Below are 22,823 nucleotides of genomic sequence, written 5' to 3' on the forward strand. Positions count from 1 at the left end.
TGATCGGTAATGAGTTGGCCACGTACAGTGGTGGAGATGGCCCTGAAGGCCGTAACTCATTCGAGTGACGGTCGTTGGAAGTGCGGAGGCGGTTAGCGGGCGCCGGACGTCGGGAACGATCGCGGGGAAGTTGAGGCGATCAGCACGGACTCTGTCGCCGATCGGCCGTGTCGGAGAGGTTCGTACCAGCCAGGAGGCTCAACGTGACGCGGATCAGCTGCGGAGGACGACGGTCATGACTTCCGTTCTCGTTTGCGACGATTCCCCGCTCGCCCGCGAGGCGCTTCGCCGCGCCGTCGCGACCGTACCCGGGGTGGACCGGGTCACCACCGCGACGAACGGGGAGGAGGTCCTCCGCCGCTGGGTGGCCGACCGCTCCGATCTCGTCCTGATGGACGTCCGGATGCCCGGCCTCGGCGGGGTCGAGACGGTCCGGCGGCTGCTGTCCGCCGATCCGGGCGCGCGGATCATCATGCTCACCGTCGCCGAGGACCTCGACGGCGTCGCGCTCGCGGTCGCCGCGGGCGCCCGCGGGTACCTGCACAAGGACGCCTCGCGCGCCGAGCTGCGGGCCACCGTCACCCAGGCGCTCGCCGACCCGACCTGGCGCCTCGCGCCGCGCCGGCTGCGCAGCCCCGACATGGGTGCCGCCCCCACCCTGACGGCGCGTGAGATCCAGGTGCTGGAGGGCATGAGCCACGGGCGCAGCAACGCCGAGATCGGCCGCGAGCTCTTCCTGTCCGAGGACACCGTCAAGACCCACGCCCGGCGGCTGTTCAAGAAGCTCGGGGCCTCCGACCGCGCGCACGCGGTGGCGCTGGGCTTCCGCTGGGGCCTGGTCCGCTGACCACCGCCGGCGCCGCCGGGTGCGGCGCGCCGCCGGTGGTTCCCGGGGCGGACGCCGTACGGGCGTGTGACGTTACGGTCCCGAGGTTGCACCATGGAGGAGTGGAGCACCTCGGGGACCAGCGGACAGGCACTGCGGCGAACCACGCAGCCGCAGGACACTCGGCGGACGGCGCGACGGACGGGACCGCCGACCTCGGCGGGGCGGGAGGCGGCACGGTGCAGGAGGGGCCGGTGGTGCGCGGCGGCACGCCGTACGGCGCCGCAGCGCATAACGTTCCGGTGCACAACTCCGGACGCGGTGCCGCGTTTTCCCGATCGACCAGGCACCATGGACCGATGCGCGACGACGTCGCCGGCGCGGCCGGCCAGGCGGACCCGGTGGAGGCCGAGCCCTCCGCCCCGGGTGGCGGTCCGTCGTACGCCGACCCGGGCGGTCCGGGCTCGGACCCGGGCCCCGACCGGCCCCCGGTGCTCGGCACGGGGAGTTCGCCGCTGGTGGGCGAGCTCGTCGCGGCCGCCGTCCGCGGTGAGGGCCCGGCCATCGACGCCCTGCTCGCCTACGTCCACCCGCTCGCGCTGCGCTACTGCCGCGGCCGGCTCGTCCGGCTGCCGGGTGGGGCCCGGCACCACGTGGACGACGTCGCGCAGGAGGTCTGCGTCGCGGTCCTGTGCGCGCTGCCCCGCTACAAGGACCAGGGGAGGCCGTTCGAGGCCTTCGTCTACGGCATCGCCGCGCACAAGATCGCCGATCTGCAGCGGGCCGCGATGCGCGGGCCCGGCTCGACCGTGATGCCGCAGGACGACCTGCCGGAGGTGCCGGACGAGGCGCTCGGCCCGGAGGAGCAGGCGCTGCTGAGCAGCGACGCGGCCTGGGCCAAGGAGCTGCTCTCCAACCTGCCGGCCCGTCAGCGCGAGCTGGTGCTGCTGCGGGTGGCCGCCGGGCTGTCGGCGGAGGAGACCGGCGAGGTGCTGGGGATGTCGCCCGGCGCCGTCCGGGTGGCGCAGCACCGCGCGCTCAGCAGGCTGCGGGCGCTCGCGGAGGAGTCCTCCTGAGCCGTCGGGCCCGCCGGAATGGGACGGCGGCGCCCGGTGTTGTCAAGGGCACACGAGGACACATTCCCGGTGCCAGTACCATGGGGTATCGGCGCCTGGGCGGGTTGCCAAAGTTTCGCGGGTGAGTGTGCGGTTCTCCTGGAGGTTCCTCCAAAACCACCCGGCTTTCGGCGGTCTGCGCGAGTGAGCGATGAACGCGCCCCCACCCTCAGGGCGTGAGCGGATTAGGCCGGCCACGGAAGGTACCCCCGAAATGTCTTACAACGCCGCAGGCGTACCCGAGAAGTTCGCCATGCTCGGGCTCACGTTCGACGACGTCCTGCTGCTGCCCGGGGCCTCCGCGGTGCTGCCGAACGAGGTGGACACCTCCTCGCGGATCTCCCGGAACGTCCGCGTCAACATCCCGCTGCTCTCCGCGGCGATGGACAAGGTCACCGAGGCCCGGATGGCCATCGCGATGGCCCGCCAGGGCGGCGTCGGCGTGCTGCACCGCAACCTGTCCGTCGAGGACCAGGCCAACCAGGTCGACCTGGTGAAGCGCTCCGAGTCCGGCATGGTCACCGACCCGATCACCGTCGGCCCGGACACCACGCTGGCCGAGGCCGACGCGCTGTGCGCCAAGTTCCGCATCTCCGGCGTGCCGATCGCCGACGAGGCCGGCAAGCTGCTCGGCATCGTCACCAACCGCGACATGGCCTTCGAGTCGGACCGCACCCGCCAGGTCCGCGAGATCATGACCCCGATGCCGCTGATCACCGGCAAAGTCGGCATCTCCGGCGAGGACGCGATGGCGCTGCTGCGCCGCCACAAGATCGAGAAGCTGCCGCTGGTCGACGACGAGGGCCGGATCAAGGGCCTGATCACCGTCAAGGACTTCGTCAAGGCCGAGAAGTACCCGAACGCCGCCAAGGACGCCGAGGGCCGTCTGCTGGTCGGTGCCGCCGTGGGCGCCAGCGCCGAGGCGTTCGACCGGGCCCAGGCCCTGGTCGAGGCGGGCGTGGACTTCCTCGTGGTGGACACCTCGCACGGGCACAGCCACAACGCGCTGGCCTGGATCGAGAAGATCAAGTCGGCCGTCGGCGTCGACGTGGTCGGCGGCAACGTCGCCACCCGGGACGGCGCCCAGGCGCTGATCGACGCCGGCGTGGACGGCGTCAAGGTCGGCGTCGGCCCCGGCTCCATCTGCACCACCCGCGTGGTCGCCGGCATCGGCGTCCCGCAGATCACCGCCATCTACGAGGCCGCGGTGGCCTGCCGGGCGGCCGGCGTGCCGGTCATCGGCGACGGCGGCCTGCAGTACTCCGGCGACATCGGCAAGGCCCTGGCCGCCGGTGCCGACACCGTGATGCTGGGCTCGCTGCTGGCCGGCTGCGAGGAGTCCCCGGGCGAGCTGCTGTTCATCAACGGCAAGCAGTTCAAGTCCTACCGCGGCATGGGCTCGCTGGGCGCCATGCAGTCCCGCGGCCAGGGCCGCTCGTACTCCAAGGACCGCTACTTCCAGGCCGAGGTGGCCTCGGACGACAAGCTCGTCCCCGAGGGCATCGAGGGCCAGGTGCAGTACCGCGGCCCGCTGTCGGCCGTGCTGCACCAGCTGGTCGGCGGCCTGCGCCAGACCATGGGCTACGTCGGCGCCGCCACCATCGCCGAGATGGAGAGCAAGGGCCGGTTCGTCCGGATCACCTCGGCGGGCCTCAAGGAGAGCCACCCGCACGACATCCAGATGACCGTCGAGGCGCCGAACTACTCGGCGCGCTGAGCCGCTGGACCGCTGAGAACCGGAGGGCCCGCCGTACGGCGGGCCCTCCGGCCTGTCCGGGGTCCGGGCCCTCGGGGCGCGGGCACCCACGGTGCGGGATACTGGGTGCGGCCGGGGTGACCCGGCGGGCATGAGCAACAAACCAGAAGGGCTCGAAGTGACTGAGATCGAGATCGGGCGAGGCAAGCGCGGCCGACGGGCGTACTCCTTCGACGACATCGCCGTCGTCCCCAGCCGCCGTACCCGGGACCCGAAGGAGGTCTCGATCGCCTGGCAGATCGACGCCTACCGCTTCGAGCTGCCGTTCCTGGCCGCCCCCATGGACAGCGTGGTCTCGCCGCAGCAGGCCATCGCCATCGGCCGCCTCGGTGGTCTCGGCGTGCTGAACCTGGAAGGCCTCTGGACCCGCTACGAGGACCCGCAGCCGCTGCTCGACGAGATCGCCACGATCACCGACGAGGCCGCTGCGACCCGCCGCCTGCAGGAGATCTACTCCGCGCCGATCCGCGCCGAGCTGATCAAGCAGCGGATCCAGGAGGTCCGCGACTCCGGCGTGGTCACCGCCGCCGCCCTCTCGCCGCAGCGCACCGCCGAGTTCTCCAAGGCCGTCGTGGACGCCGGCGTCGACGTCTTCGTCATCCGCGGCACCACCGTCTCGGCCGAGCACGTCTCCAGCGGCGCCGAGCCGCTCAACCTCAAGCAGTTCATCTACGAGCTGGACGTCCCGGTGATCGTCGGCGGCTGCGCCACCTACACCGCGGCCCTGCACCTGATGCGCACCGGCGCGGCCGGCGTGCTGGTCGGCTTCGGCGGCGGCGCCGCCCACACCACCCGCAACGTGCTCGGCATCCAGGTGCCGATGGCCACCGCCGTCGCCGACGTGGCCGCGGCCCGCCGCGACTACATGGACGAGTCCGGCGGCCGCTACGTGCACGTGATCGCGGACGGCGGCGTCGGCTACAGCGGCGACATCCCGAAGGCCGTCGCCTGCGGCGCCGACGCGGTGATGATCGGTGCCGCGCTGGCCCGGGCCACCGACGCGCCCGGCAAGGGCTTCCACTGGGGCATGGAGGCCGTCCACGAGGAGCTGCCGCGCGGCAAGCGCGTCGACCTCGGCACGGTCGGCACCACCGAGGAGATCCTGACCGGCCCCTCGCACACCCCCGACGGCACCATGAACCTGTTCGGCGCGCTGCGCCGCGCGATGGCCACCACCGGCTACACCGAGCTCAAGGAGTTCCAGCGGGTCGAGGTGACCGTCAACCCGGCGCTCCACCACCGCTGAGCACCGCCCCCGGTCCGCTCCCGGGCCCCCGCCGGCACGCCGGCGGGGGCTCCGGCGCGTCCGGGGCCCCGACCCGCGGTCAGCCCCGGTTGGCGGTGCGGCGGGTGAGCAGGAAGCCGCCGACCACCGCGATGCCGTAGAAGGCCAGGTCGAGGGTGCGCAGTTCGGCGCGCCAGTGCGCCAGCGCCTCGTGCGGCAGCCCGCGCGGGCCCGGGCCGGCCGCGTGCACCCGGCGGAGCTGGACCGTCAGCTGGCCGATCAGCAGCGAACCGGCCGAGAGCAGCGACCCGAGCAGCGGAAGCACCCGGCTGCGGCCGCCGAGCAGGCCCAGCGGCAGGGAGACCAGGGCGGCGAGCGCGATGGCCAGCCAGCCGAGGCTGTCCGCGGCCCGCAGCGGCGCGCAGCCGTAGGCCAGACCGCCGATCAGCCCGGCGAGGGCGGCCAGGGCGACCGCCAGGGCGGTGCGGCGGCGCGGGCGGGCGTGCCGGACCCGGGGGGCCGGGTCGTATCCGGCCACCGGCGCACCGGGCATCCCGGGCGCGACGTAGCCCTCCGGGGCCTCCATGGCCGGCGCGACCGAGTAGTGCTGGGCGGTGCGCGGCCGTCCCGACTGGCCGTCAGCGCCCGGAGCGGGTGCGGTCATGGACGTCGGATCCCCCCGGGAAGACTACGAGCTGCCGAACGGTAGCAGTGTCTCGAACAGATCTTGGCGAGTTTTCGATCACAGATCGGGCACGGAGCGCCGCACCGCTTCCGCTATGTCCCGGCTTGGGACGGGGGCCGGGTGGTCGCGGGCCCCGGGGACAGGGGATGATGGAGGCTTCGGCGTTCGGCCTGAGGCGGGCCGACACGCCGTCACCACGACCGCCAGCAGCACATGGGGGAACGTTCCGAATGACCCAGGCGCAGGGTTCCACCGGCCGCCTCCTGGCCGGCCGCTACCGGCTGAACGGCGTGCTCGGGCGCGGTGGCATGGGCACCGTCTGGCGCGCCGAGGACGAGATGCTGGGCAGGACCGTCGCGGTCAAGGAACTGCGGATGAACGCCAGCGTCGACGAGGAGGAGAAGCACCGGCTGATCGTCCGGACGCTGCGCGAGGCCAAGGCGACCGCCCGGATCCGGCACAACTCCGCCGTCACCGTCTTCGACGTGGTGGAGGAGGACGACCGGCCGTGGATCGTCATGGAGCTGGTCGAGTCCCGCTCGCTGGCCGACGTCATCCGCGAGGACGGGCCGCTCGAGCCCGCCCGCGCCGCCGAGATCGCGCTCGACGTGCTGGGCGTGCTGAGCGCCGCCCACGCGCTCGGCATCCTGCACCGCGACGTCAAGCCGTCCAACGTGCTGATCGGCGAGGACGGCCGGGTCGTGCTCACCGACTTCGGCATCGCCAGCGTCGAGGGCGACGCCTCCGTGACCTCCACCGGCATGCTCGTCGGCGCGCCCTCGTACATATCCCCCGAGCGGGCCCGCGGGCAGAAGCCCGGCCCGCCGGCCGACCTGTGGTCGCTGGGCGGAACGCTCTACGCGATGCTGGAGGGCCGCCCGCCGTACGACCGGGGTTCGGCCCTGGCCACCCTGACCGCGGTGATGACCGAGGAGCTGGCGGCCCCCGTCAACGCCGGGGCGCTGCGGCCGGTGATCGAGGGCCTGCTGGCCAAGGACCCGGCCGAGCGGCTGGACGCCTCGCAGACCCGGTCGATGCTGAAGCGGGTGGTCGCCGAGGCCACCGCGAAGGCCGAGTCGACCACCGAGCACGCGGTGCCCGTCACGGCGCCGGCGGAGGAGCCGGCCGCCGCGGCCGCGGAGCCCGAGCGGGCCGAGGAGCCCGCGGTGAAGGCCGAGGAGGTCCGCAAGCGGCCCGTCGGCGGGCTGCTGGGGACCGTCCGGGTCGGCAGCCGGGCCAAGGAGGAGAAGCCCGCGGCGGTCCTGCCGGCGCCCGTCGCCGAGCCGGCCGCGGAACCCGCGCCGACGCCCGCCGCGCCGCCCGCCGCGCCGCCGGAGACCGAGCCGATCCGGCCGGTGACCAGCGAGTGGACCCTGGGCGCGACCCAGGCGGCCGGCGCCGACCCGCGCAACGGCCGGCGGCGGCTGGCCGTCGTCACGGTGGTGCTGGTGCTGCTGCTGATCGCCGGGGTGATCGCGGTGGTCCAGGCCGTCGGCGGCGGCAAGGGCGAGTCCGCGCACGGCGCGGGCGCCACCTCGCCGGTCGTGGCCACCACGTCGGACGGGCCGGGTACCGGCGCGTCCGGCACCGGGACGGCGCCCGCCGAACCCGCGCCGGCCGGCGGCACCCAGGCCCCGGGCAGCCCCGCCCCCGGCACTCCGGCGCCCGGTACGCCGGCCGGGGAGACGCCGCCGCCCGCCACGGGCGCCACGGGCGCCGCGCCGGCCACCACGCCGCCGGCCGCCACCGCGGCGTCGACGCCCACCTCGACCCCCACGCCGACCCCGTCCGGGGCCGCCTTGCCGGCCGGTTACCACGAGTACAAGGACTCGACCGGCTTCTCGGTCGTCCTGCCGGACTGGCTGCAGCCGGCCGGCTCGGACGGCGTCCGCCGGATCTTCAAGGGCAACGGCAGCACCCTGACCATCGAGTGGACCACCACCCCCGGCCCCAGCGCCGTCGCGGACTGGCAGGAATCCGAGCCGGGGCTGCGCGGCAAGGTCACCAACTACCAGCGGGTCAACCTGGCGGCGATCACCTACCGGCAGTGGACCAACGCCGCGGACTGGGAGTGGATCAGCGGCTCGCCGCGGACCCACTCGCTCAACCGCGGCTTCGTGACCGGGAACCCGGCCAAGTACGGGTACGCCATCTACTGGATCACCCCGGACGCGGACTGGGCCGCGCCGGCCAACGCCCAGGCCCGGGACACGGCCTTCGCCACCTTCCAGCCGGCGCCGTAGCCGGATCCGGCCGCCGCCGCCCGCCGCGTCGGCACCGGCAGGCCGGCGGCAGGGCCTAGGGTTCGTCTTCGGAGCCCCGCAGCCGCGGGTGTGACGACACGCGCTAGCCGATGAGGCGGGCCTTGGCCCGGGTGAACTCCTCGTCGGTGAGCGCCCCGGAGCGGTGCAGGGCGGCCAACCGTTCCAGCTGGTCGACGAGTTGCCCGCCGGCGTCGGCCTCCGCCGGGACCGGCGCGGAGGCCGCGGCCGGTACGGTGCGGGCGCGCCCGGCGGCCGCCCGGAGCTGCTCGGCGAAGACGTCGGCCTTCACCACGTCCTCGAAGCGGTGCGAGCCGGTCAGCGCGACCACCGTGAGCACGTCGCCGTTCAGCTTCGTCCGGGCCACGGTCGCGTCGGTGACCGCCGAAAGCGGAACCGGGACCGGCGGTTTGCCGTCCTTGAGGAAGAGCAGCCGGTGCGTGGTGAGGACGAGCACGCCCTTGCGGAAGTGGTCGGGATGGCGCCCGGCCGTGGAGGCGACCGGGTTCTCGCCGCCGATGACCGCCGCCTCGACCGTCCGTACGGCATCGGCCCGGTCGGCTCGGTCGCTGTTGCCCGCCACCGTGAAGGCGGTGTCGATCAGATCGGTCCAGTCCATGGCTCCGAGCCTAGGGCGTGTCGCTCAGTAAGCTGACCGGTGAGCGAGAGGAACTGGCATGCGAGGCGGTCCCGGACAGTTGCTGGGCGGGCGGTACCGGCTGACGGACCGTCCGCGACCCCTGCGTGCGGTGGCGGTGGACGAGCGGACCGGGGAGTCGGTGCTGCTGCGCGGCCTCGAACTGCCCGCGCTGCTGACTGCCGGTCAGGACCCCGAGGACGAGGTGCCCGAGCAGGCCGACCGGCTGGTGCGCCGGGTGGCGGCGGTCGGGTCGGCCGCGCCGACCCGGCACCCGCGGCTGCTGCGCGGGGTCGGCGCGTTCGTCGAGGGCGACCTGCTGTGGACGGTCGAGGAACGCCCGGCCGGCCTCTCCCTGGCCGAGCTCCTCACCGCCGGACCCGTGCCGCCGTACCGCGCGGCCGAACTCGCCGCGGACCTGGCCGGCGCGCTGCGGGCCCTGCACGAGGCCGGGCTCGTCCACGGGAACCTGACCGCCGACGCGGTGCTGGTCTGCGAGGACGGCGCGGCGATGCTCGGCGGGCTGCTGTCCGGGGTGGCGGAGGAGGCGCTGGCCGAGGACCTCGGCGGCCCCGGCGGCCGCCGCCGGTACGAGGTGCGGGCCGCCCTGGTCGGCCCGGTGGCCGAGCGCTGGCCGTTGGACGGCGGCCCGGCGGGCGACTGCTGGGCGCTCGGCGTGCTGGTGCAACGGATGGTCGGCGGCCGCTCGCCGTTCCCGGACGGCAGCGTCCCCGAGCTGGTCACGGCCGTCCGGGACGGGCGGCGCGCGCCGGTGGACGTCTGCGGACCGCTGGCGCCGGTGGCCGAGCGGCTGCTGCAGCCCGATCCGGCGCTGAGACCGACCGCGGAGGGCGTCCGGTCGGACCTGGCGGTGCTGCTGGCGGGCGCGCCGGAGCCGGTCGACGAGGAGTCGGCCGCGCGGGCGGTGGTGCTGCGACCGGAGGGGCCGCTGGTCCCGCTGCGGCCGCGCCGCCGCGGGCGGGGCACGGCCGGCGCGCTGGCCGCCCCCGGCGCAGGGGCGGCGGACGGCGACGGGGGCACCGCGCGGGCGGGGCGGTCGAAGCCGCCGCGGATACCCCCGGCCCTGCTGGGGCCGTTGCTGGTGGGGGGCGTTTTCCTGGTGCTGGTGCTGGGGGTCGCCGCGGTGGTGCTGTTCGCAGGCTGACGGCCCGGGAGCGTCCGGCCGCGTCGTTCCGGCGGGTGGGCGTGATTACCGGGGGCGGCACGGTACGCCTAGGGTGTGCGTGGGATTTGTTCGAACAGTGGTCTGCACCAGGCCCTCCGTCGCGGTGACGGCAGGCGGATGTGAGGGGGAGCGGTCGCCGATGGGCGTGCAGGACCGGCCGGATGCGGCCGACGCGGAGCGGCTGCTGGCCGGGCGGTACGAGCTGGGCGACCGGCTCGGCCGGGGCGGGATGGGCACCGTCTGGCGGGCCTGGGACCGGATGCTGGACCGCGAGGTCGCGGTCAAGGAGCTGACCGTCAACCACCTGCCCGAGGAGGACCTGCAGATCCTGCACGCCCGGATGAAGCGGGAGGCCAGCGCGGCCGCCCGGATCAAGCACCCCGGCGTGATCACCGTGCACGACGTGCTGGAGCAGGACGGCCGGCCGTGGATCGTGATGGAGCTGGTCGACGGCCGTTCGCTGGCCGACGTGATCAGCCAGGACGGCACCCTGCCGCCGCGCGCCGCCGCCGAGGTCGGCAGCCAGGTGCTCGCCGCGCTGCACCGCGGCCACCAGCTCGGCGTGCTGCACCGGGACGTCAAGCCGGCCAACGTGCTGCTGGAGCGGGGCACCGGGCGGGTGGTGCTGCTGGACTTCGGCATCGCCAAGTACGAGGGCTCGACCGAGCTGACCCGGCCGGGTGACCTGGTCGGCTCGCCGGACTACCTGGCGCCCGAGCGGGCCCAGGGCGAGCGGCCCGGCCCGGCCTCCGACCTGTGGGGCCTCGGGGCGACGCTGTACGCGGCGGTCGAGGGCCAGTCGCCGTTCCGCCGGGACTCGCCGATCACCACCCTGGCGGCCGTGGTCGACGAGCCGCTGCCGGAGTCGCTCCGGGCCGGGCCGCTGGGGCCGGTGCTGGCCGCGCTGATGGCCAAGGACCCGGCGGACCGCCCGAGTGCGGACGAGGCGGCCCGGATGCTCGCCGAGGTGCAGGCCGGGCACACGATCGGCCTGAAGTCGGTGGCGTCGGTGCGCACCCCCACCCAGTCGGTGCCGGTGGTGGACCGCAGCGAGCGGACGGCCCCCGAGGCTGGCGCCGAGGAGGGCACGCTGGGGAAGGACGGCGAGGAGCCGACCGAACCGCGCGGGCCGGCCGTCCTGCCGGAGGCGGTGGGGAGCGCGGCCCTCGGCACGCCGGCGCAGACCACCGGCGTCACGCCGGTGGCACACCCCGTCGCGCCCGCGCGCGGCCCGGCCAGGCGCCGCAACCTGCTGAGGGTCGCCGCCGTCGCCCTCGCCGTCGGCCTGGTGGCCGCCGGGGCGACCTTCTTCGCCACCCGGCAGGAGCCCGGCACGCCGACCGCCGACCCCACCGCGACCACCAGCCCCACGCCGACCGGCGACGCCAGCCCCGAACCGGCGGCGCCCAGCGGCTACCACTGGGTCGACGACCCGGCCGGCTTCCGCTTCCCGCTGCCCTCGGGCAATCCGGTGTGGCAGCGCACCGCCACGACCGACAACCAGATCTACTACAGCCCCGACAACAAGGTGCACTACCTGCAGTTCGCCGTCACCGTCGGGCAGTCGGTCAAGCCGCTGGACCACATGCGGCAGATGGAGACCTCCGTCTCCAGGACGCTGAAGGACTACAAGCAGCACAAGATGACCGGCGTCGCGGTGAACGGCCACGAGGCAGCCGTGTGGGAGTTCAGCTACGCCGCCAAGGAGGGCGGCCGGCGCCGGGCGGTCGAGGCCGAGTTCATCGACGACGACGGCACCAGCTACGCGATCTACTCCTCCAGCCCGGAGCGGGGCAACGAGTGGAACGAGGCCGAACAGCGGTTCAACGCGGTGCTCCACTACTTCACGCCGACCCGCTGAGGCCGGCTGAGGCCGGCTGAGGCCCGCCGCGATCCGCCGGGGCCGGCCTGCGGGCGGGCGGCGGCAGATTCTTGTTACCGACGGGTACCGATCCGGCCCCCGAACGCCTAGGCTGCGCCGTATGTCGGACCTCACAGCAGACGCAGTGGCCACCGAACACTCCGCGACCGGGAACCCGCCCGCCCCCGGCGGTGGCCGGACCGTCGCCGCGGCCGTCCCGCCGTCCCTGGTCGCCCGGCTGGCCGCCGGGGTCACCGCCACCGGCGAGCCCAGCCTGGTGGACACCGTCGCCCCGCTGACCGGTGAGCGGCTGGCCAGCCTGCCGCAGTCCACCCCGGCCGACGTCGAGGTCGCCTTCCAGCTGGCCCGCCGCGCGCAGACGGCCTGGGCCGCCCTGCCGGTGCGCCGCCGCGCGGCCGTCCTGCTGCGCTTCCACGACCTGCTGCTGCGGCGGCAGGACGAGGTGCTGGACCTCGTCCAGGCGGAGACCGGCAAGGCCCGGCTGCACGCCTTCGAGGAGGTGCTGGCCGTCGCCATGGCCGCCCGGTACTACGGGCGGACGGCGCACGCCCACCTGCGGGACAAGCGGCGGGGTGGTGCCCTGCCGGTGCTCACCCACGCCGTCGAGGCCCGTCGCCCCAAGGGCGTGATCGGCCACATCTCGCCCTGGAACTACCCGCTGGAGCTGTCCGTCGGCGACGCCCTGCCCGCCTTCGTGGCCGGCAACGCGGTGGTCAACAAGCCGGACACGCAGACCGCGCTCACCGCGCTGTGGGCCCGGGAGCTGCTCGTCGAGGCCGGGCTGCCGGCCGACCTCTGGCAGGTCGTGATCGGCGACGGGCCGGTGATCGGCCCCGCCGTCGTGGAGCACGCCGACTACGTCTCGTTCACCGGCTCCACCCGCACCGGCCGCGACGTCGCCCAGCGCGCCGCCGCCCGCCTGGTCGGCGCCTCGCTCGAGCTCGGCGGCAAGAACGCCATGCTGGTGCTCGCCGACGCCGACCTCGACCGGGCCGCCGCCGGCGCCGTCCGGGCCTGCTTCTCCTCCGCCGGGCAGCTGTGCATCTCGATCGAGCGGCTGCTGGTGCACCGGTCGGTGGCCGACGGGTTCCTGGAGCGCTTCGCCGCCCGCACCCGGGCGCTGCGCCTTGGCGGCGGCCTCGCGTACGGCGCGGACATGGGCTCGCTGGTCTCGGTCCGCCAGTTGGAGACCACCACCCGGCACGTCGAGGAGGCCGTCAAGGCGGGCGCCACCGTGCTGGCCGGCGGCCGCGCCCGGCCCGACCTCGGCCCCTTCTTCTTCGAGCCGACCATCCTCGACGGCGTGACCCCCGAGATGGCGGTCTGCGGCGAGGAGACCTTCGGCCCGGTCGTCTCCGTCTACCGCTTCGACACCGACGACGAGGCGGTGGCCGCGGCCAACTCCACGCCGTACGGGCTGAACTCCAGCGTCTGGAGCGGGGACCAGCGGCGCGGCCGGGCGGTCGCGGCCCGGTTGCGGACCGGCACGGTCAACGTCAACGAGGCCTACGCGGCGGCGTACGGCTCGGTCGCCTCGCCGATGGGCGGCATGGGGGACTCCGGGCTCGGCCGCAGGCACGGGGCCGAGGGCCTGCTGCGGTTCACCGAGGCGCAGACCATCGCGACCCAGCGGCTGATGCCGATCGCGCCCTCGTTCGGCCTGGACGACCGGCAGTTCGCCGCGGTGATGACCGGCGGGCTGCGGGCGTTGAAGGCGCTGCGGTTCAAGTAGCCGCCGGCTCCGCGGTCCGACCGGCCGCGGGCGCCGTGTAGCGGGCGGGCGGCCCCGCCGTCATGGGTTCGGGGTGCGGCTCGTCCGCGCCCGTGGTCAGGTTCGTGTCCCGAAGGAGCAGTGGCAGATGGTGGAGTCCGGCGGTGCGGCGGAGTTCGACTACGACGTGGTCGTGGTCGGGTCCGGGTTCGGCGGCTCGGTCGCCGCGTTGCGGCTGACCGAGAAGGGCTACCGGGTCGCCGTCCTGGAGGCGGGGCGGCGCTTCGAGCGGGACGAGCTGCCCAGGAACTCCTGGGACCTGTCGAACTACCTGTGGGCGCCGCAGCTCGGCCTCTACGGAATCCAGCGGATCCACCTGCTGGCCAACGTGCTCATCCTGGCCGGCGCCGGGGTCGGCGGCGGCTCGCTGAACTACGCGAACACCCTGTACGTGCCGCCGAAGGCCTTCTTCGAGGACCGCCAGTGGAGCCACATCACCGACTGGCAGCAGGAGCTGGCGCCGTTCTACGACCAGGCGCAGCGGATGCTCGGGGTCCGGCTCAACCCGACCGTCACCCCCTCGGACGTCCACCTCAGGGCGGCCGCCGAGGAGATGGGCGTCGGCGACACCTTCCACATGGCACCGGTCGGCGTCTTCTTCGGTGACGGCGAGGACGCCGGGGGCGCGGCCAAGGCGGCGCCCGGTGACGAGGTCGCCGACCCGTACTTCGGCGGTGCCGGGCCGGCCCGCAAGGCCTGCGTCGAGTGCGGCGAGTGCATGACCGGCTGCCGGCACGGGGCCAAGAACATGCTCACCGAGAACTACCTCCACCTGGCCGAGCGCGGCGGCGCCGAGATCCACCCGCTGACCACGGTGGCCCGGATCCGCGCGCTGGGCGGCGAGGACGGGTCCGGCGGCTACGCGGTGGACGTGCGCCGCACGGACTCGCGATCCCGCACCGACCGGGTGAAGGCGGGTGCGCGGACCATCACCGCCGCCCGGGTGGTGGTGGCGGCCGGCACGTACGGCACCCAGTCGCTGCTGCACCGGATGCGCGACGCCGGGCACCTGCCCCGGATCTCGAGCCGGCTCGGCGAGCTGACCCGCACCAATTCCGAGGCGCTGGTGGGCGCGCAGACCACCGACCGGCGCTACGGCGCCCGGGCGGACTTCACCAAGGGCGTGGCGATCACCTCGTCGATCCACCCGGACGCCAACACCCACATCGAGCCGGTCCGGTACGGCAAGGGCTCGAACGCGATGGGCGCGCTGTCGATCGCCCAGGTCAAGGGCGGCGGTCGGGGCCCGCGCTGGCTGCGCTACCTGGGGAACTCGGCGCTGCACCCGGTGACCTTCGCCCGCTCGATGAACCAGCGCCGCTGGTCCGAGAAGACGATCATCGGGCTGGTGATGCAGTCGCTGGACAACTCGATCACCGTCTCGCTGAAGAAGGACCTGCTCGGCAAGAGCCGGCTCACCTCCACCCAGGGCCACGGCGCCCCCAACCCGACCTGGATCCCCGCCGCCGAGCAGGGCGCGCAGGCGCTGGCCGCACAGATCAACGGCTTCGCGGGCAGCACCGTGGGCGAGATCTTCGACATCCCGATGACCGCCCACTTCCTCGGCGGCTGCCCGATCGGCGACGCCCCCGAGACCGGCGTGGTCGACCCGTACCACCGGCTGTACGGCTACCCCGGGATCAGCGTGGTGGACGGCTCGGCCGTCTCCGCCAACCTCGGGGTGAACCCCTCGCTGACCATCACCGCGCAGGCCGAGCGCGCCATGTCGATGTGGCCCAACAAGGGCGAGACGGACCGCCGCCCCGCCCAGGGCGAGGCCTACCTGCGGGTCACCCCGGTGGCGCCGACCCGGCCGGCCGTCCCGGAAGGGGCGTTCGGCGCGCTGCGGCTGCCGCTGCTGCCCGTCCCGGAGGTCCCGAAGAAGCAGGCCTGAGCACGCCGGACGGGCCAACCGGCAGGCCCGGGCACCCGGTTGACATCCGTTCGGATCCGATGGGATAAACGGGCTTTCTGGGCGACCAGGAACTCGTCGAGCGGGGGGAAACCGGCCCATGGCCAACTGCGCAGCGTGCGGCGCGGCATCGGTGGAGGGGGCGCCCGCGTGCGCCTCGTGCGGGCGGCCGGCGGCACCGCCGCCCCCGCCACCCGCGGCGCCCCCGGCGGCGGCCACGCCTCCCGCCGGGCCGCCGACCGCCGGGATGCCTCCCGCCGGGCCGCCGGCCGCGCCCCCGGGGGTGCCGCCCGCGACGCCGCCCCGGCAGGTGTACGGACCGCCGCCCGCCGGGCCGGGGTACCCGCCCCCGCCGCCCGGCCCGCAGCCGGGCTACCCGCCGCCTGCCGGCCCGCTCACCGGCCCGCCCACGCTGGCCGGTTGGGGCGCCGGTCGGCCGTACGACCCGAGGGCCGGTCAGTCGGCCGCGCTGCGCGGACTGCTCGGCGCGGACTGGCGCCCGGCACTCGTGGCGGCCGTCGCGCCGACCCTGGTGCTGCTCCTGGCGGCTCTGGTCGCGGCCGTCCCGAGCGACTACCAGTACGCCTTCCTGTTCCGGGCGCCCGAGTTCGGCGAGCGCTACGGCGCCGCCCTGGCGATGGCGCTGAACGCGCTCGGCGCGCCGTTCCAGGTGGGCTACCACACCACGTTCACGCGCGGCGACGCCGGAGGGACGGACCTCCTGCTCCGGGTCGTCCCGATGACGGTCACGGTGCTGTGGGCGGTGGCGCTCTGGCTCGGCCTGCGGGCCGGGGCCCGGCGCCGCCGGTCCGCCGGGATCCAGCTGACCAAGGGCCAGGCGGCCGGCGAGGCGCTGCGCACCGCGGTGGTCCTGTCGGCCGTGACGGCGCTGCTCGGGCTCCTCGGCGGGACGAGCTGGCAGCCGGAGCGCGGTGGTGCCGGCTACCCCGGCGGCATCGTCGGCCGTGCTCTCGGGGCGACGTACACCATGGACTCCGGCTGGCCGGAGGCGGTCGGCTGGACCGCGCTGCTGGCCGGCCTGCTGGCCTTCGCCGTCCACGGCACCGACGCGCTGCGCTGGGCCGCCTGGCGGAGCCGGGCGGTGCGCGGCTGGGCGGTGGCCGCGCTGACCGCCGGCCAGGCGCTGGCCCTGACCCTGGGGCTGGCCTCGCTGACCGGATTCGTGCTGGTCGCCGCGAACAGCGACAAGGGCTGGCAGACCGCGGTCTCGCTGGCCTTCCTGCCGAACCTGGGCCTGGGCCTGCTCGGCCTCGGCTCGGGGGCGACGCTGCGGTTCTTCAACGGGGTGGACGGCGTCTCCTCCGGCGGCGGTGACTACGGCGACTACGGGGGCAGCCCGGACCGGACGGAGCTGTCCTTCTTCGACCTGCCCGCCCAGAGCGCCGACTGGCGCTGGACCGGCCTGCTGGCGCTCGCCGCCGCCGGGATCCTCGGCTGGTCGGCGTACCGGCGGCAGCTGGACGCGGCCGACCGGCTCCGGCTGGCGGGCGTGTACGCCGTGCTGCTCGTCGCGCTGTCGGCGGCGGCCGGCGCGCTGACGACGACCACCTCCTCCTCCGCGACCGGGGGCTGGGGCACCGCCGGCCGGCAGCTGGACACGACCCGGGAGACCTCGGTCGGTCTGGTGTTCGTGAGCGTGCTGCTGGCGAGCCTGGTCTGGGCGGCCGTGGGCGCGCTGCTGGTGCCGCCGCTGCTGGCGGCCGTCCGCGGCCGGGGCGCGGCGGCCCGGTACGGGGCCGCCCCGCACGCGGCCGGACCGCTCGAGGGTGCTCCGCATGAGGGCGCTCCGCACGAGGGCGCGCCGTTCGCCGGTGCCTCGCCGGGGGTGCCGCACCTGGCCGCGCAGCCGTCCGCCCCCGCGGCGGAGGTGCGCGAGGTGATCGGCTCGTCCGACGCCCCGCCGGCCGGCCACGCCCCGCCGGCGGCGGCCGGTGAGTCGGTCGACCCGAGCGTCTGGCGCAAGCAGGACTGAGCCCCGCCGGGGCGACCTGCCGCCGGGCCCACCCGGACGGTCGGGGTGGGCCCGGCGGCCCGGACAGGGCAAAGGGCCCCGCGGGGGAACGGGGCCCTTTGTCGTTCAGCACGCGGCGTCAGGGCTGCGCCGGTGCTGGGTGGACGGCGCCGGGGGAGGAGCGCCATCCGGTCGGTCGGCTCGGGGGTGCGCCGCCGCGGCCCGGCGTGGGTGACCGGTCGTGCGGGGCGCACGAGTGCCCGGGGCGGCGGGTCGGCGCAGGTCTGCGCCGGACCTTCGCTCACGGAGCGTGAGATCTCCTCCGGGGTTGCCGCAGCGCGCGGCGACCCCGGTCGGCCCTCCGCGGTGCGCCTTCCGGCGGCCGGGAGAACCTCTTCCACGCAGCATCGTGCTGGACGAAGGGCTTGCTCTGCAACCGATTCGGCACAGTTGGGTGCAATCCACAAAGTGCGGGTACCGACCTGCGGACGCCGTTCCGACCGGTTCCGCGGCTCCGGTCGGAGTGACGGCACCAGGCCGTCGATGATCACGGTGTGTAGTGGTGTGGGCGTTGCGGCGCACGGGGACGCGCGTAGCGGCGTGGGACGGCGGGGGTTGTGCGCCCGGGTGTGTCCGGCTCGCGCCGGGGGTGCGACGGCCGGCCCCGGGCGTCCCCGGGCCCGGCCGTCCCACCTCTCGGTCCAGTCGCGGCCGGGGTCGCTGTCCCCTGCTGTCCGGCCGCGGCACCCGCGCACGGTCCCACGGCGCCGCGCTCCCGGCGGGGCCGGGGCGGTGGCGCCACGCGCGCCGGTGGACTGGGATGAAGCTCCACGCGTGGTCCTGCAGCCCGTACGGCGGCGCCCCTGGCCGGGGCGAAGGCGGCGCGCCTGGCGGGCGCGGCGCGGTCGTACGGTCGTCAGAAGCAACGAAGCGCGGCCCCGCCCGGTCACGGTTCTTTGGACGGGCAGACGAGTGAAACCGGACAGCCCGGTAGAATCGGTGTCCAGACACCCCCACCCGTCGCCGCCGCGGCCCCCGCCGGGGAAGCGGTTCGGTGTGACACCTCTCGTACCGCTGCCGGAAGGCCGTCTGTGTCCTCTGCAATCCCCGTCCAGTCCGCGCCGGACAACGACCCCGTCCTGGTGGTCGACTTCGGTGCCCAGTACGCCCAGCTCATCGCCCGTCGGGTGCGTGAGGCGCGGGTCTACAGCGAGATCGTGCCGAGCAGCATGCCGGTCGCCGAGATGCTCGCCAAGAACCCCAAGGCGATCATCCTCTCCGGCGGTCCGTCGTCGGTCTACGAAGAGGGCGCGCCGCAGATCGACCGCGCGATCTTCGAGGCCGGTGTCCCGGTCTTCGGCATGTGCTACGGCTTCCAGCTGATGGCCAAGACCCTCGGCGGCACCGTCGACAACACCGGTGCCCGCGAGTACGGCCGCACCCCGCTGGTCGTCAGCCGCACCGGCTCCACCCTCTTCGAGGGCGTCCCGGCCCGGCACTCGGTGTGGATGTCGCACGGCGACGCCTGCTCCGCCGCCCCCGAGGGCTTCACCGTCACCGCCTCCACCGAGGTGGTCCCGGTCGCGGCCTTCGAGAACGACGAGGCCCGCCTGTACGGCGTCCAGTACCACCCCGAGGTGCTGCACTCCGACCACGGCCAGCAGATCCTCGAGCACTTCCTCTACCGCGGCGCGGGCATCGCCCCGACCTGGACCACCGGCAGCGTGGTCGAGGAGCAGGTGGCGCTGATCCGTGCCCAGGTCGGCACCAAGCGCGCGATCTGCGGCCTCTCCGGCGGCGTGGACTCCGCGGTCGCGGCCGCCCTGGTCAACAAGGCCGTCGGCGACCAGCTGACCTGCGTGTACGTCGACCACGGTCTGATGCGCAAGGGCGAGACCGAGCAGGTCGAGAAGGACTTCGTGGCGGCCACCGGCGTGCAGCTGAAGGTGGTCGACGCCGCCGAGCGCTTCCTGACCGCGCTGAAGGGGGTCACCGACCCCGAGGAGAAGCGCAAGATCATCGGCCGGGAGTTCATCCGGGTCTTCGAGCAGGCCCAGGCCGAGATCATCGCCGAGGCCGGCGAGCAGGGCGAGTCGGTCGACTTCCTGGTCCAGGGCACCCTGTACCCGGACGTGGTGGAGTCCGGTGGCGGCACCGGCACCGCCAACATCAAGTCCCACCACAACGTCGGCGGCCTGCCCGAGGACCTGCAGTTCCAGCTGGTCGAGCCGCTGCGCAAGCTGTTCAAGGACGAGGTCCGGATGGTCGGCCAGGAGCTGGGCCTGCCGGAGGAGATCGTCCAGCGCCAGCCGTTCCCGGGCCCGGGTCTGGGCATCCGGATCGTCGGCGAGGTCACCCAGGAGCGGCTCGACCTGCTCCGCGAGGCCGACGCGATCGCCCGCGAGGAGCTGACCGCGGCCGGTCTGGACCGGGAGATCTGGCAGTGCCCGGTCGTGCTGCTGGCCGACGTGCGCAGCGTCGGCGTGCAGGGCGACGGCCGCACCTACGGTCACCCGATCGTGCTGCGCCCGGTCTCGTCCGAGGACGCCATGACCGCGGACTGGTCGCGCCTGCCGTACGACGTGCTGGCCCGGATCTCCACCCGGATCACCAACGAGGTCCGCGACGTGAACCGCGTCGTCGTCGACGTCACCAGCAAGCCGCCGGGCACCATCGAGTGGGAGTAGCCACTCCCGCCGGACGCTGAGCCGGTGCTGAACGGCCGCGCCGTCGTTCCCGTATACAGGGGAGCGGCGGCGCGGCCGTTCGCGGTGGGGCTTCCGCCCACCGGGTGGGCCCTCCCACCGAAAGCGATCGGGACCGGGCAGAATGCGGACCGGACCTGTCAGGACGTGGCAGGCCGCGAGGGAAGGTGTGACGGATGTCGGAGGCCAGCAACTCCGTGGCGGTCGACGGGGGAGCGGCCGGTCGGGCCGACCGGGCGGCGCAGCGGCGGGCGTTCGCGTCCCGGTACGCGCTGCTGCCGCTGCGCCTCTTCCTCGGCGTCACGTTCGTGTACGCCGCCCTCGACAAGCTCTCCGACGGGCACTACCTGGCCGGCGCCGGCGACCCGGCCTCGTTCGTCTCGCAGACCCAGGCCGTCAGGGCCGGCAGCCCGATCTCCTTCCTGCTCGGCCCCGCCCTGGACGCCCCGACCCTGTTCGCGCTCGCCATCGCCTTCGGCGAGCTGGCGGTCGGCCTCGGCACCCTGCTCGGCCTCTGGGGCCGGGTCGCGGCGCTCGGCGGCGCGCTGATCAACCTGAGCCTCTGGCTGACCGTCAGCTGGAGCGTCTCCCCGTACTACCTGGGCAACGACCTCGCCTACCTGATGGCCTGGACCCCGCTGCTGCTGGCCGGCACCCCGTACCTGTCGGTGGACGGCTACCTGGCCGCCCGGGCCGGCCGGGACCGGGCGCGCGGCCTCGCCGAGGACCGGGTCAAGCGCCGGGCCCTGGTGGACGGCGGGATCGCCGCCGTCGCGATCGGCGGCGCCGGGCTGCTCACCGGCTCGCTCACCCGGACCTTCGGCCGGGGCGGGAAGTCCGCGGCCAAGCAGTCCGCGGCCCCGGTCAGCTCCGCCCCGGCCCCCGCCGGGCCGGCCCCCTCGGTGCCCGCCGCGAGCGTGCCGGTCGGCGGCTCGGCCCAGGTCAAGGACCCGGCCACCGGCGACGCCGTCTACATCGTGCAGCCCAAGGCCGGCCAGTACTGCGGCCTCTCCTCGGTGTGCACCCACTCCGGCTGCGCGGTCGACGCCCCGAAGAACGGCCAGCTGTACTGCCCCTGCCACGGCTCCCGGTTCGACGCCGCCACCGGCGCGGTGGTCAACGGCCCGGCGGTGAAGCCGCTGCCGAGGTACGGCGTGACCAAGGACGGCGACCAGCTGAAGCTCGGTCCGCTGCAGAGCTGACCGCTCCGCCCGTCGCCGCGGTCACCCGCCGTCGCGTTCGCCGCCGTCGCCGCGGTTGCGCCGGGCGACCGCGGCGACGGCGCCGACCAGGCCGCCGAGGCCGAGCACGATGAAGGTGACCGGGATGACGATCCGGCCGTTCACGGTCTGGTCGTTGAGCGCCGCGACCAGGTAGAGCACGGCGATCGTGGTGAACAGTCCGCCCGCGATCAGCGAGAACGGGTCGAGCCGGTGCTTCCTCACTGCTGGACCTCCACCTTGATGTTGCCGAGGCCGACCGAGAGTTCCAGGTCGATCGTGCCCTTGGACGTCTGACCGCCGACGGGTTGCAGCAGGTAGGTGTGGCGACCGGTGCCGTCGTCGCGGCCGCCCGGGACGGAGACGTTGCCGAGGCCCGTCCGGGTCACCAGGTTCACCGTCGCGTCCGGCGGCAGCACCACGGTCAGTTCGCCGACGCCCAGCTCGGCGCGGCTGGTGAGGGTCGCGCCGGTGGTGTCCAGCGCGCTCAGGTCGAGGTGGAGCTCGCCGGCGCCGAGGGTGTACTTGGGCGCCAGGTCGGTCGTCGCGGTGACGGTGAAGTCGCGCCGCCCGACCGCGTCGCGCACGGAGTCCGGGGAGTGGCCGACGAAGGTCAGCGCCAGGGTGATCAGCAGGCCGATCGCCGCGAGCTTGCGGGCCCGGCCGAACTTCGCTCCGAGCAGCAGGGTCAGACCGACCACCAGCAGCGCGGTGGCCAGCACCGTCGTGCTCAGCACGCCGAGATCGGTGTGGCCGACCGAGGCGGACCAGACCGCGGCGCCCGCGCCGATCGCCAGCAGCAGGCCGAAGAACCCCAGCGCGGAGCGCTCCCGCGGGTGCCGGACGGCGGCGGGCCGCGGCCGGCGGGGCGGGCCGTCCTTGCGCAGCGGATCGCCCTCGGGCAGGTCGGCGCGCTGCCACCAGGGCTGGGCGGGGCCGCCGGCGGGCGGCACCGGGGTGCCGTACGGCGGGGTGCCGGTGCCGCCGTAGGGGTTGCGGTCGGGGTGGCGCGGGTCCCACAGGTAGCCGCTCGGGCCGGGGGCCGGGGAGTCGGCGGGCACCGTGCCGGCGGCCTGCGCGGCGGCGTGCCGGGCGCGGGCGGCCGCGTCCTCCTCCGGCCGGGACCAGGGGTGGCCGCCCTGGTCGTCCTCGGGGAAGTGCCGGTCGTACGGGCCGCCGCGGCGGCGTCCGCGCACCCGGCCGCGGCGCCGCTCGGGGTCGTAGCGCACCGCCAGGAAGACCAGGCCGGCGAGCAGCAGCAGCGGGAAGAGCTGGCCGTCGTCGCCCATCGAGGAGAAGAACACCCCGGTGCCGATCACGGTCAGCAGCACCGCGCCGACCGACTGGCCGTCCACCCGGCCGGTGAGCACCCGCTGGAGTTCGGTGCGCCCCTGCCGGTCCTCGCCCCGGCCGTCCGGCACCGGCTCGGTCGGGACGACCAGCCAGGCCAGGCCGTACAGGAAGAGCCCGAGGCCGCCGGAGAGGCAGAGCACCACGATGACGACCCGGAAGACCACCGGGTCGATGTCCAGGTGCCGTCCGAGACCGCCGCAGACACCGGCCACCACGCGGTGGTGCCGTGCCCTGGTCAGCGGCGGGCGGTCCGGTTCCGGCGGGGCGGCGGGCCCGGCCTCCTCGATGCGGTGGTCCTCGGTCATGGGCACCATCCT

Annotated in this window: 16 protein-coding genes and 1 pseudogene; 13 read left to right on the forward strand and 4 right to left on the reverse strand. The window is 74.9% G+C overall.

Going from position 1 to position 22,823, the window contains the following annotated elements:
- Nucleotides 1–235: 235 nt before the first annotated feature.
- The 4 genes from AB0N04_RS11855 (at nucleotide 236) to AB0N04_RS11870 (ending at nucleotide 4,943) form a co-directional block, all read left to right on the forward strand.
- Nucleotides 236–847, forward strand: a complete 612-nt coding sequence (locus AB0N04_RS11855) for a response regulator transcription factor (RefSeq protein ID WP_014136228.1) — start codon at nucleotides 236–238, stop codon at nucleotides 845–847.
- A 338-nt stretch (nucleotides 848–1,185) separates the two neighbouring features.
- Nucleotides 1,186–1,902 (forward strand): RNA polymerase sigma factor ShbA, encoded by a 717-nt coding sequence (shbA, locus tag AB0N04_RS11860; RefSeq protein ID WP_360209022.1) that lies wholly within the window; start codon nucleotides 1,186–1,188, stop codon nucleotides 1,900–1,902.
- Nucleotides 1,903–2,155: 253 nt separating this feature from the next.
- Nucleotides 2,156–3,658, forward strand: a complete 1,503-nt coding sequence (gene guaB / locus AB0N04_RS11865) for an IMP dehydrogenase (RefSeq protein WP_360209020.1) — start codon at nucleotides 2,156–2,158, stop codon at nucleotides 3,656–3,658.
- A gap of 157 nt (nucleotides 3,659–3,815) precedes the next feature.
- The gene (locus AB0N04_RS11870; protein WP_360209017.1) at nucleotides 3,816–4,943 is read left to right on the forward strand and encodes a GuaB3 family IMP dehydrogenase-related protein; all 1,128 of its coding nucleotides are present in this window, start codon (nucleotides 3,816–3,818) and stop codon (nucleotides 4,941–4,943) included.
- A 79-nt stretch (nucleotides 4,944–5,022) separates the two neighbouring features.
- On the opposite strand, the gene AB0N04_RS11875 is transcribed toward AB0N04_RS11870, so the two are convergent.
- The gene (locus tag AB0N04_RS11875; protein WP_360209015.1) at nucleotides 5,023–5,586 is read right to left on the reverse strand and encodes a hypothetical protein; all 564 of its coding nucleotides are present in this window, start codon (nucleotides 5,584–5,586) and stop codon (nucleotides 5,023–5,025) included.
- A 251-nt stretch (nucleotides 5,587–5,837) separates the two neighbouring features.
- Here AB0N04_RS11875 and AB0N04_RS11880 point away from each other — a divergent pair, with 251 nt between their 5' ends.
- Nucleotides 5,838–7,850 carry a serine/threonine-protein kinase gene (locus tag AB0N04_RS11880; RefSeq protein ID WP_360209012.1) on the forward strand — a complete coding sequence of 671 codons (2,013 nt, stop codon included), beginning with the start codon at nucleotides 5,838–5,840 and terminating at the stop codon, nucleotides 7,848–7,850.
- Nucleotides 7,851–7,953: 103 nt separating this feature from the next.
- Here the strand turns inward: AB0N04_RS11880 and AB0N04_RS11885 are convergent, their stop codons facing one another.
- Nucleotides 7,954–8,487 carry an SHOCT domain-containing protein gene (locus AB0N04_RS11885; RefSeq protein WP_360209010.1) on the reverse strand — a complete coding sequence of 178 codons (534 nt, stop codon included), beginning with the start codon at nucleotides 8,485–8,487 and terminating at the stop codon, nucleotides 7,954–7,956.
- Between the two features lie 58 nt (nucleotides 8,488–8,545).
- On the opposite strand from AB0N04_RS11885, the gene AB0N04_RS11890 reads away from it, so the two are divergent.
- From AB0N04_RS11890 to AB0N04_RS11925, 8 genes and pseudogenes are all read left to right on the forward strand, one after another.
- Nucleotides 8,546–9,670, forward strand: coding sequence for a protein kinase (locus tag AB0N04_RS11890; RefSeq protein WP_360209007.1), 1,125 nt, complete (start codon nucleotides 8,546–8,548; stop codon nucleotides 9,668–9,670).
- A 160-nt stretch (nucleotides 9,671–9,830) separates the two neighbouring features.
- The gene (locus AB0N04_RS11895; protein WP_360209005.1) at nucleotides 9,831–11,552 is read left to right on the forward strand and encodes a protein kinase; all 1,722 of its coding nucleotides are present in this window, start codon (nucleotides 9,831–9,833) and stop codon (nucleotides 11,550–11,552) included.
- Nucleotides 11,553–11,673: 121 nt separating this feature from the next.
- Complete coding sequence (locus AB0N04_RS11900; RefSeq protein WP_360209002.1) at nucleotides 11,674–13,305, forward strand: succinic semialdehyde dehydrogenase; 1,632 nt, start codon at nucleotides 11,674–11,676, stop codon at nucleotides 13,303–13,305.
- A 127-nt stretch (nucleotides 13,306–13,432) separates the two neighbouring features.
- Nucleotides 13,433–15,238: a GMC family oxidoreductase gene (locus AB0N04_RS11905; RefSeq protein WP_360209000.1), complete on the forward strand. Its 1,806-nt coding sequence runs from the start codon at nucleotides 13,433–13,435 to the stop codon at nucleotides 15,236–15,238.
- 328 nt (nucleotides 15,239–15,566) lie between these two features.
- Nucleotides 15,567–17,249, forward strand: a complete 1,683-nt coding sequence (locus AB0N04_RS11910) for a hypothetical protein (RefSeq protein ID WP_360208997.1) — start codon at nucleotides 15,567–15,569, stop codon at nucleotides 17,247–17,249.
- Between the two features lie 1,070 nt (nucleotides 17,250–18,319).
- Entirely contained in the window at nucleotides 18,320–19,915 is a 1,596-nt protein-coding gene (gene guaA, locus AB0N04_RS11915; RefSeq protein WP_360208994.1) for a glutamine-hydrolyzing GMP synthase, read from the forward strand.
- Nucleotides 19,916–20,130: 215 nt separating this feature from the next.
- A pseudogene (locus AB0N04_RS11920) lies at nucleotides 20,131–20,625 on the forward strand (DoxX family membrane protein); the annotation flags it as partial.
- 225 nt (nucleotides 20,626–20,850) lie between these two features.
- Complete coding sequence (locus AB0N04_RS11925; RefSeq protein WP_363364127.1) at nucleotides 20,851–21,135, forward strand: Rieske (2Fe-2S) protein; 285 nt, start codon at nucleotides 20,851–20,853, stop codon at nucleotides 21,133–21,135.
- A gap of 21 nt (nucleotides 21,136–21,156) precedes the next feature.
- Here AB0N04_RS11925 and AB0N04_RS11930 read toward each other — a convergent pair whose 3' ends face one another.
- Entirely contained in the window at nucleotides 21,157–21,378 is a 222-nt protein-coding gene (locus tag AB0N04_RS11930; RefSeq protein ID WP_360208991.1) for a hypothetical protein, read from the reverse strand.
- Nucleotides 21,375–22,811 carry a PspC domain-containing protein gene (locus AB0N04_RS11935; RefSeq protein ID WP_360208989.1) on the reverse strand — a complete coding sequence of 479 codons (1,437 nt, stop codon included), beginning with the start codon at nucleotides 22,809–22,811 and terminating at the stop codon, nucleotides 21,375–21,377. Before AB0N04_RS11935 ends, AB0N04_RS11930 begins: the two co-directional genes overlap by 4 nt.
- Nucleotides 22,812–22,823 lie beyond the last annotated feature (12 nt).

The organism is Kitasatospora sp. NPDC051702, assembly GCF_040681575.1.
In the GTDB taxonomy this organism is placed as follows: Bacteria; Actinomycetota; Actinomycetes; order Streptomycetales; family Streptomycetaceae; genus Kitasatospora.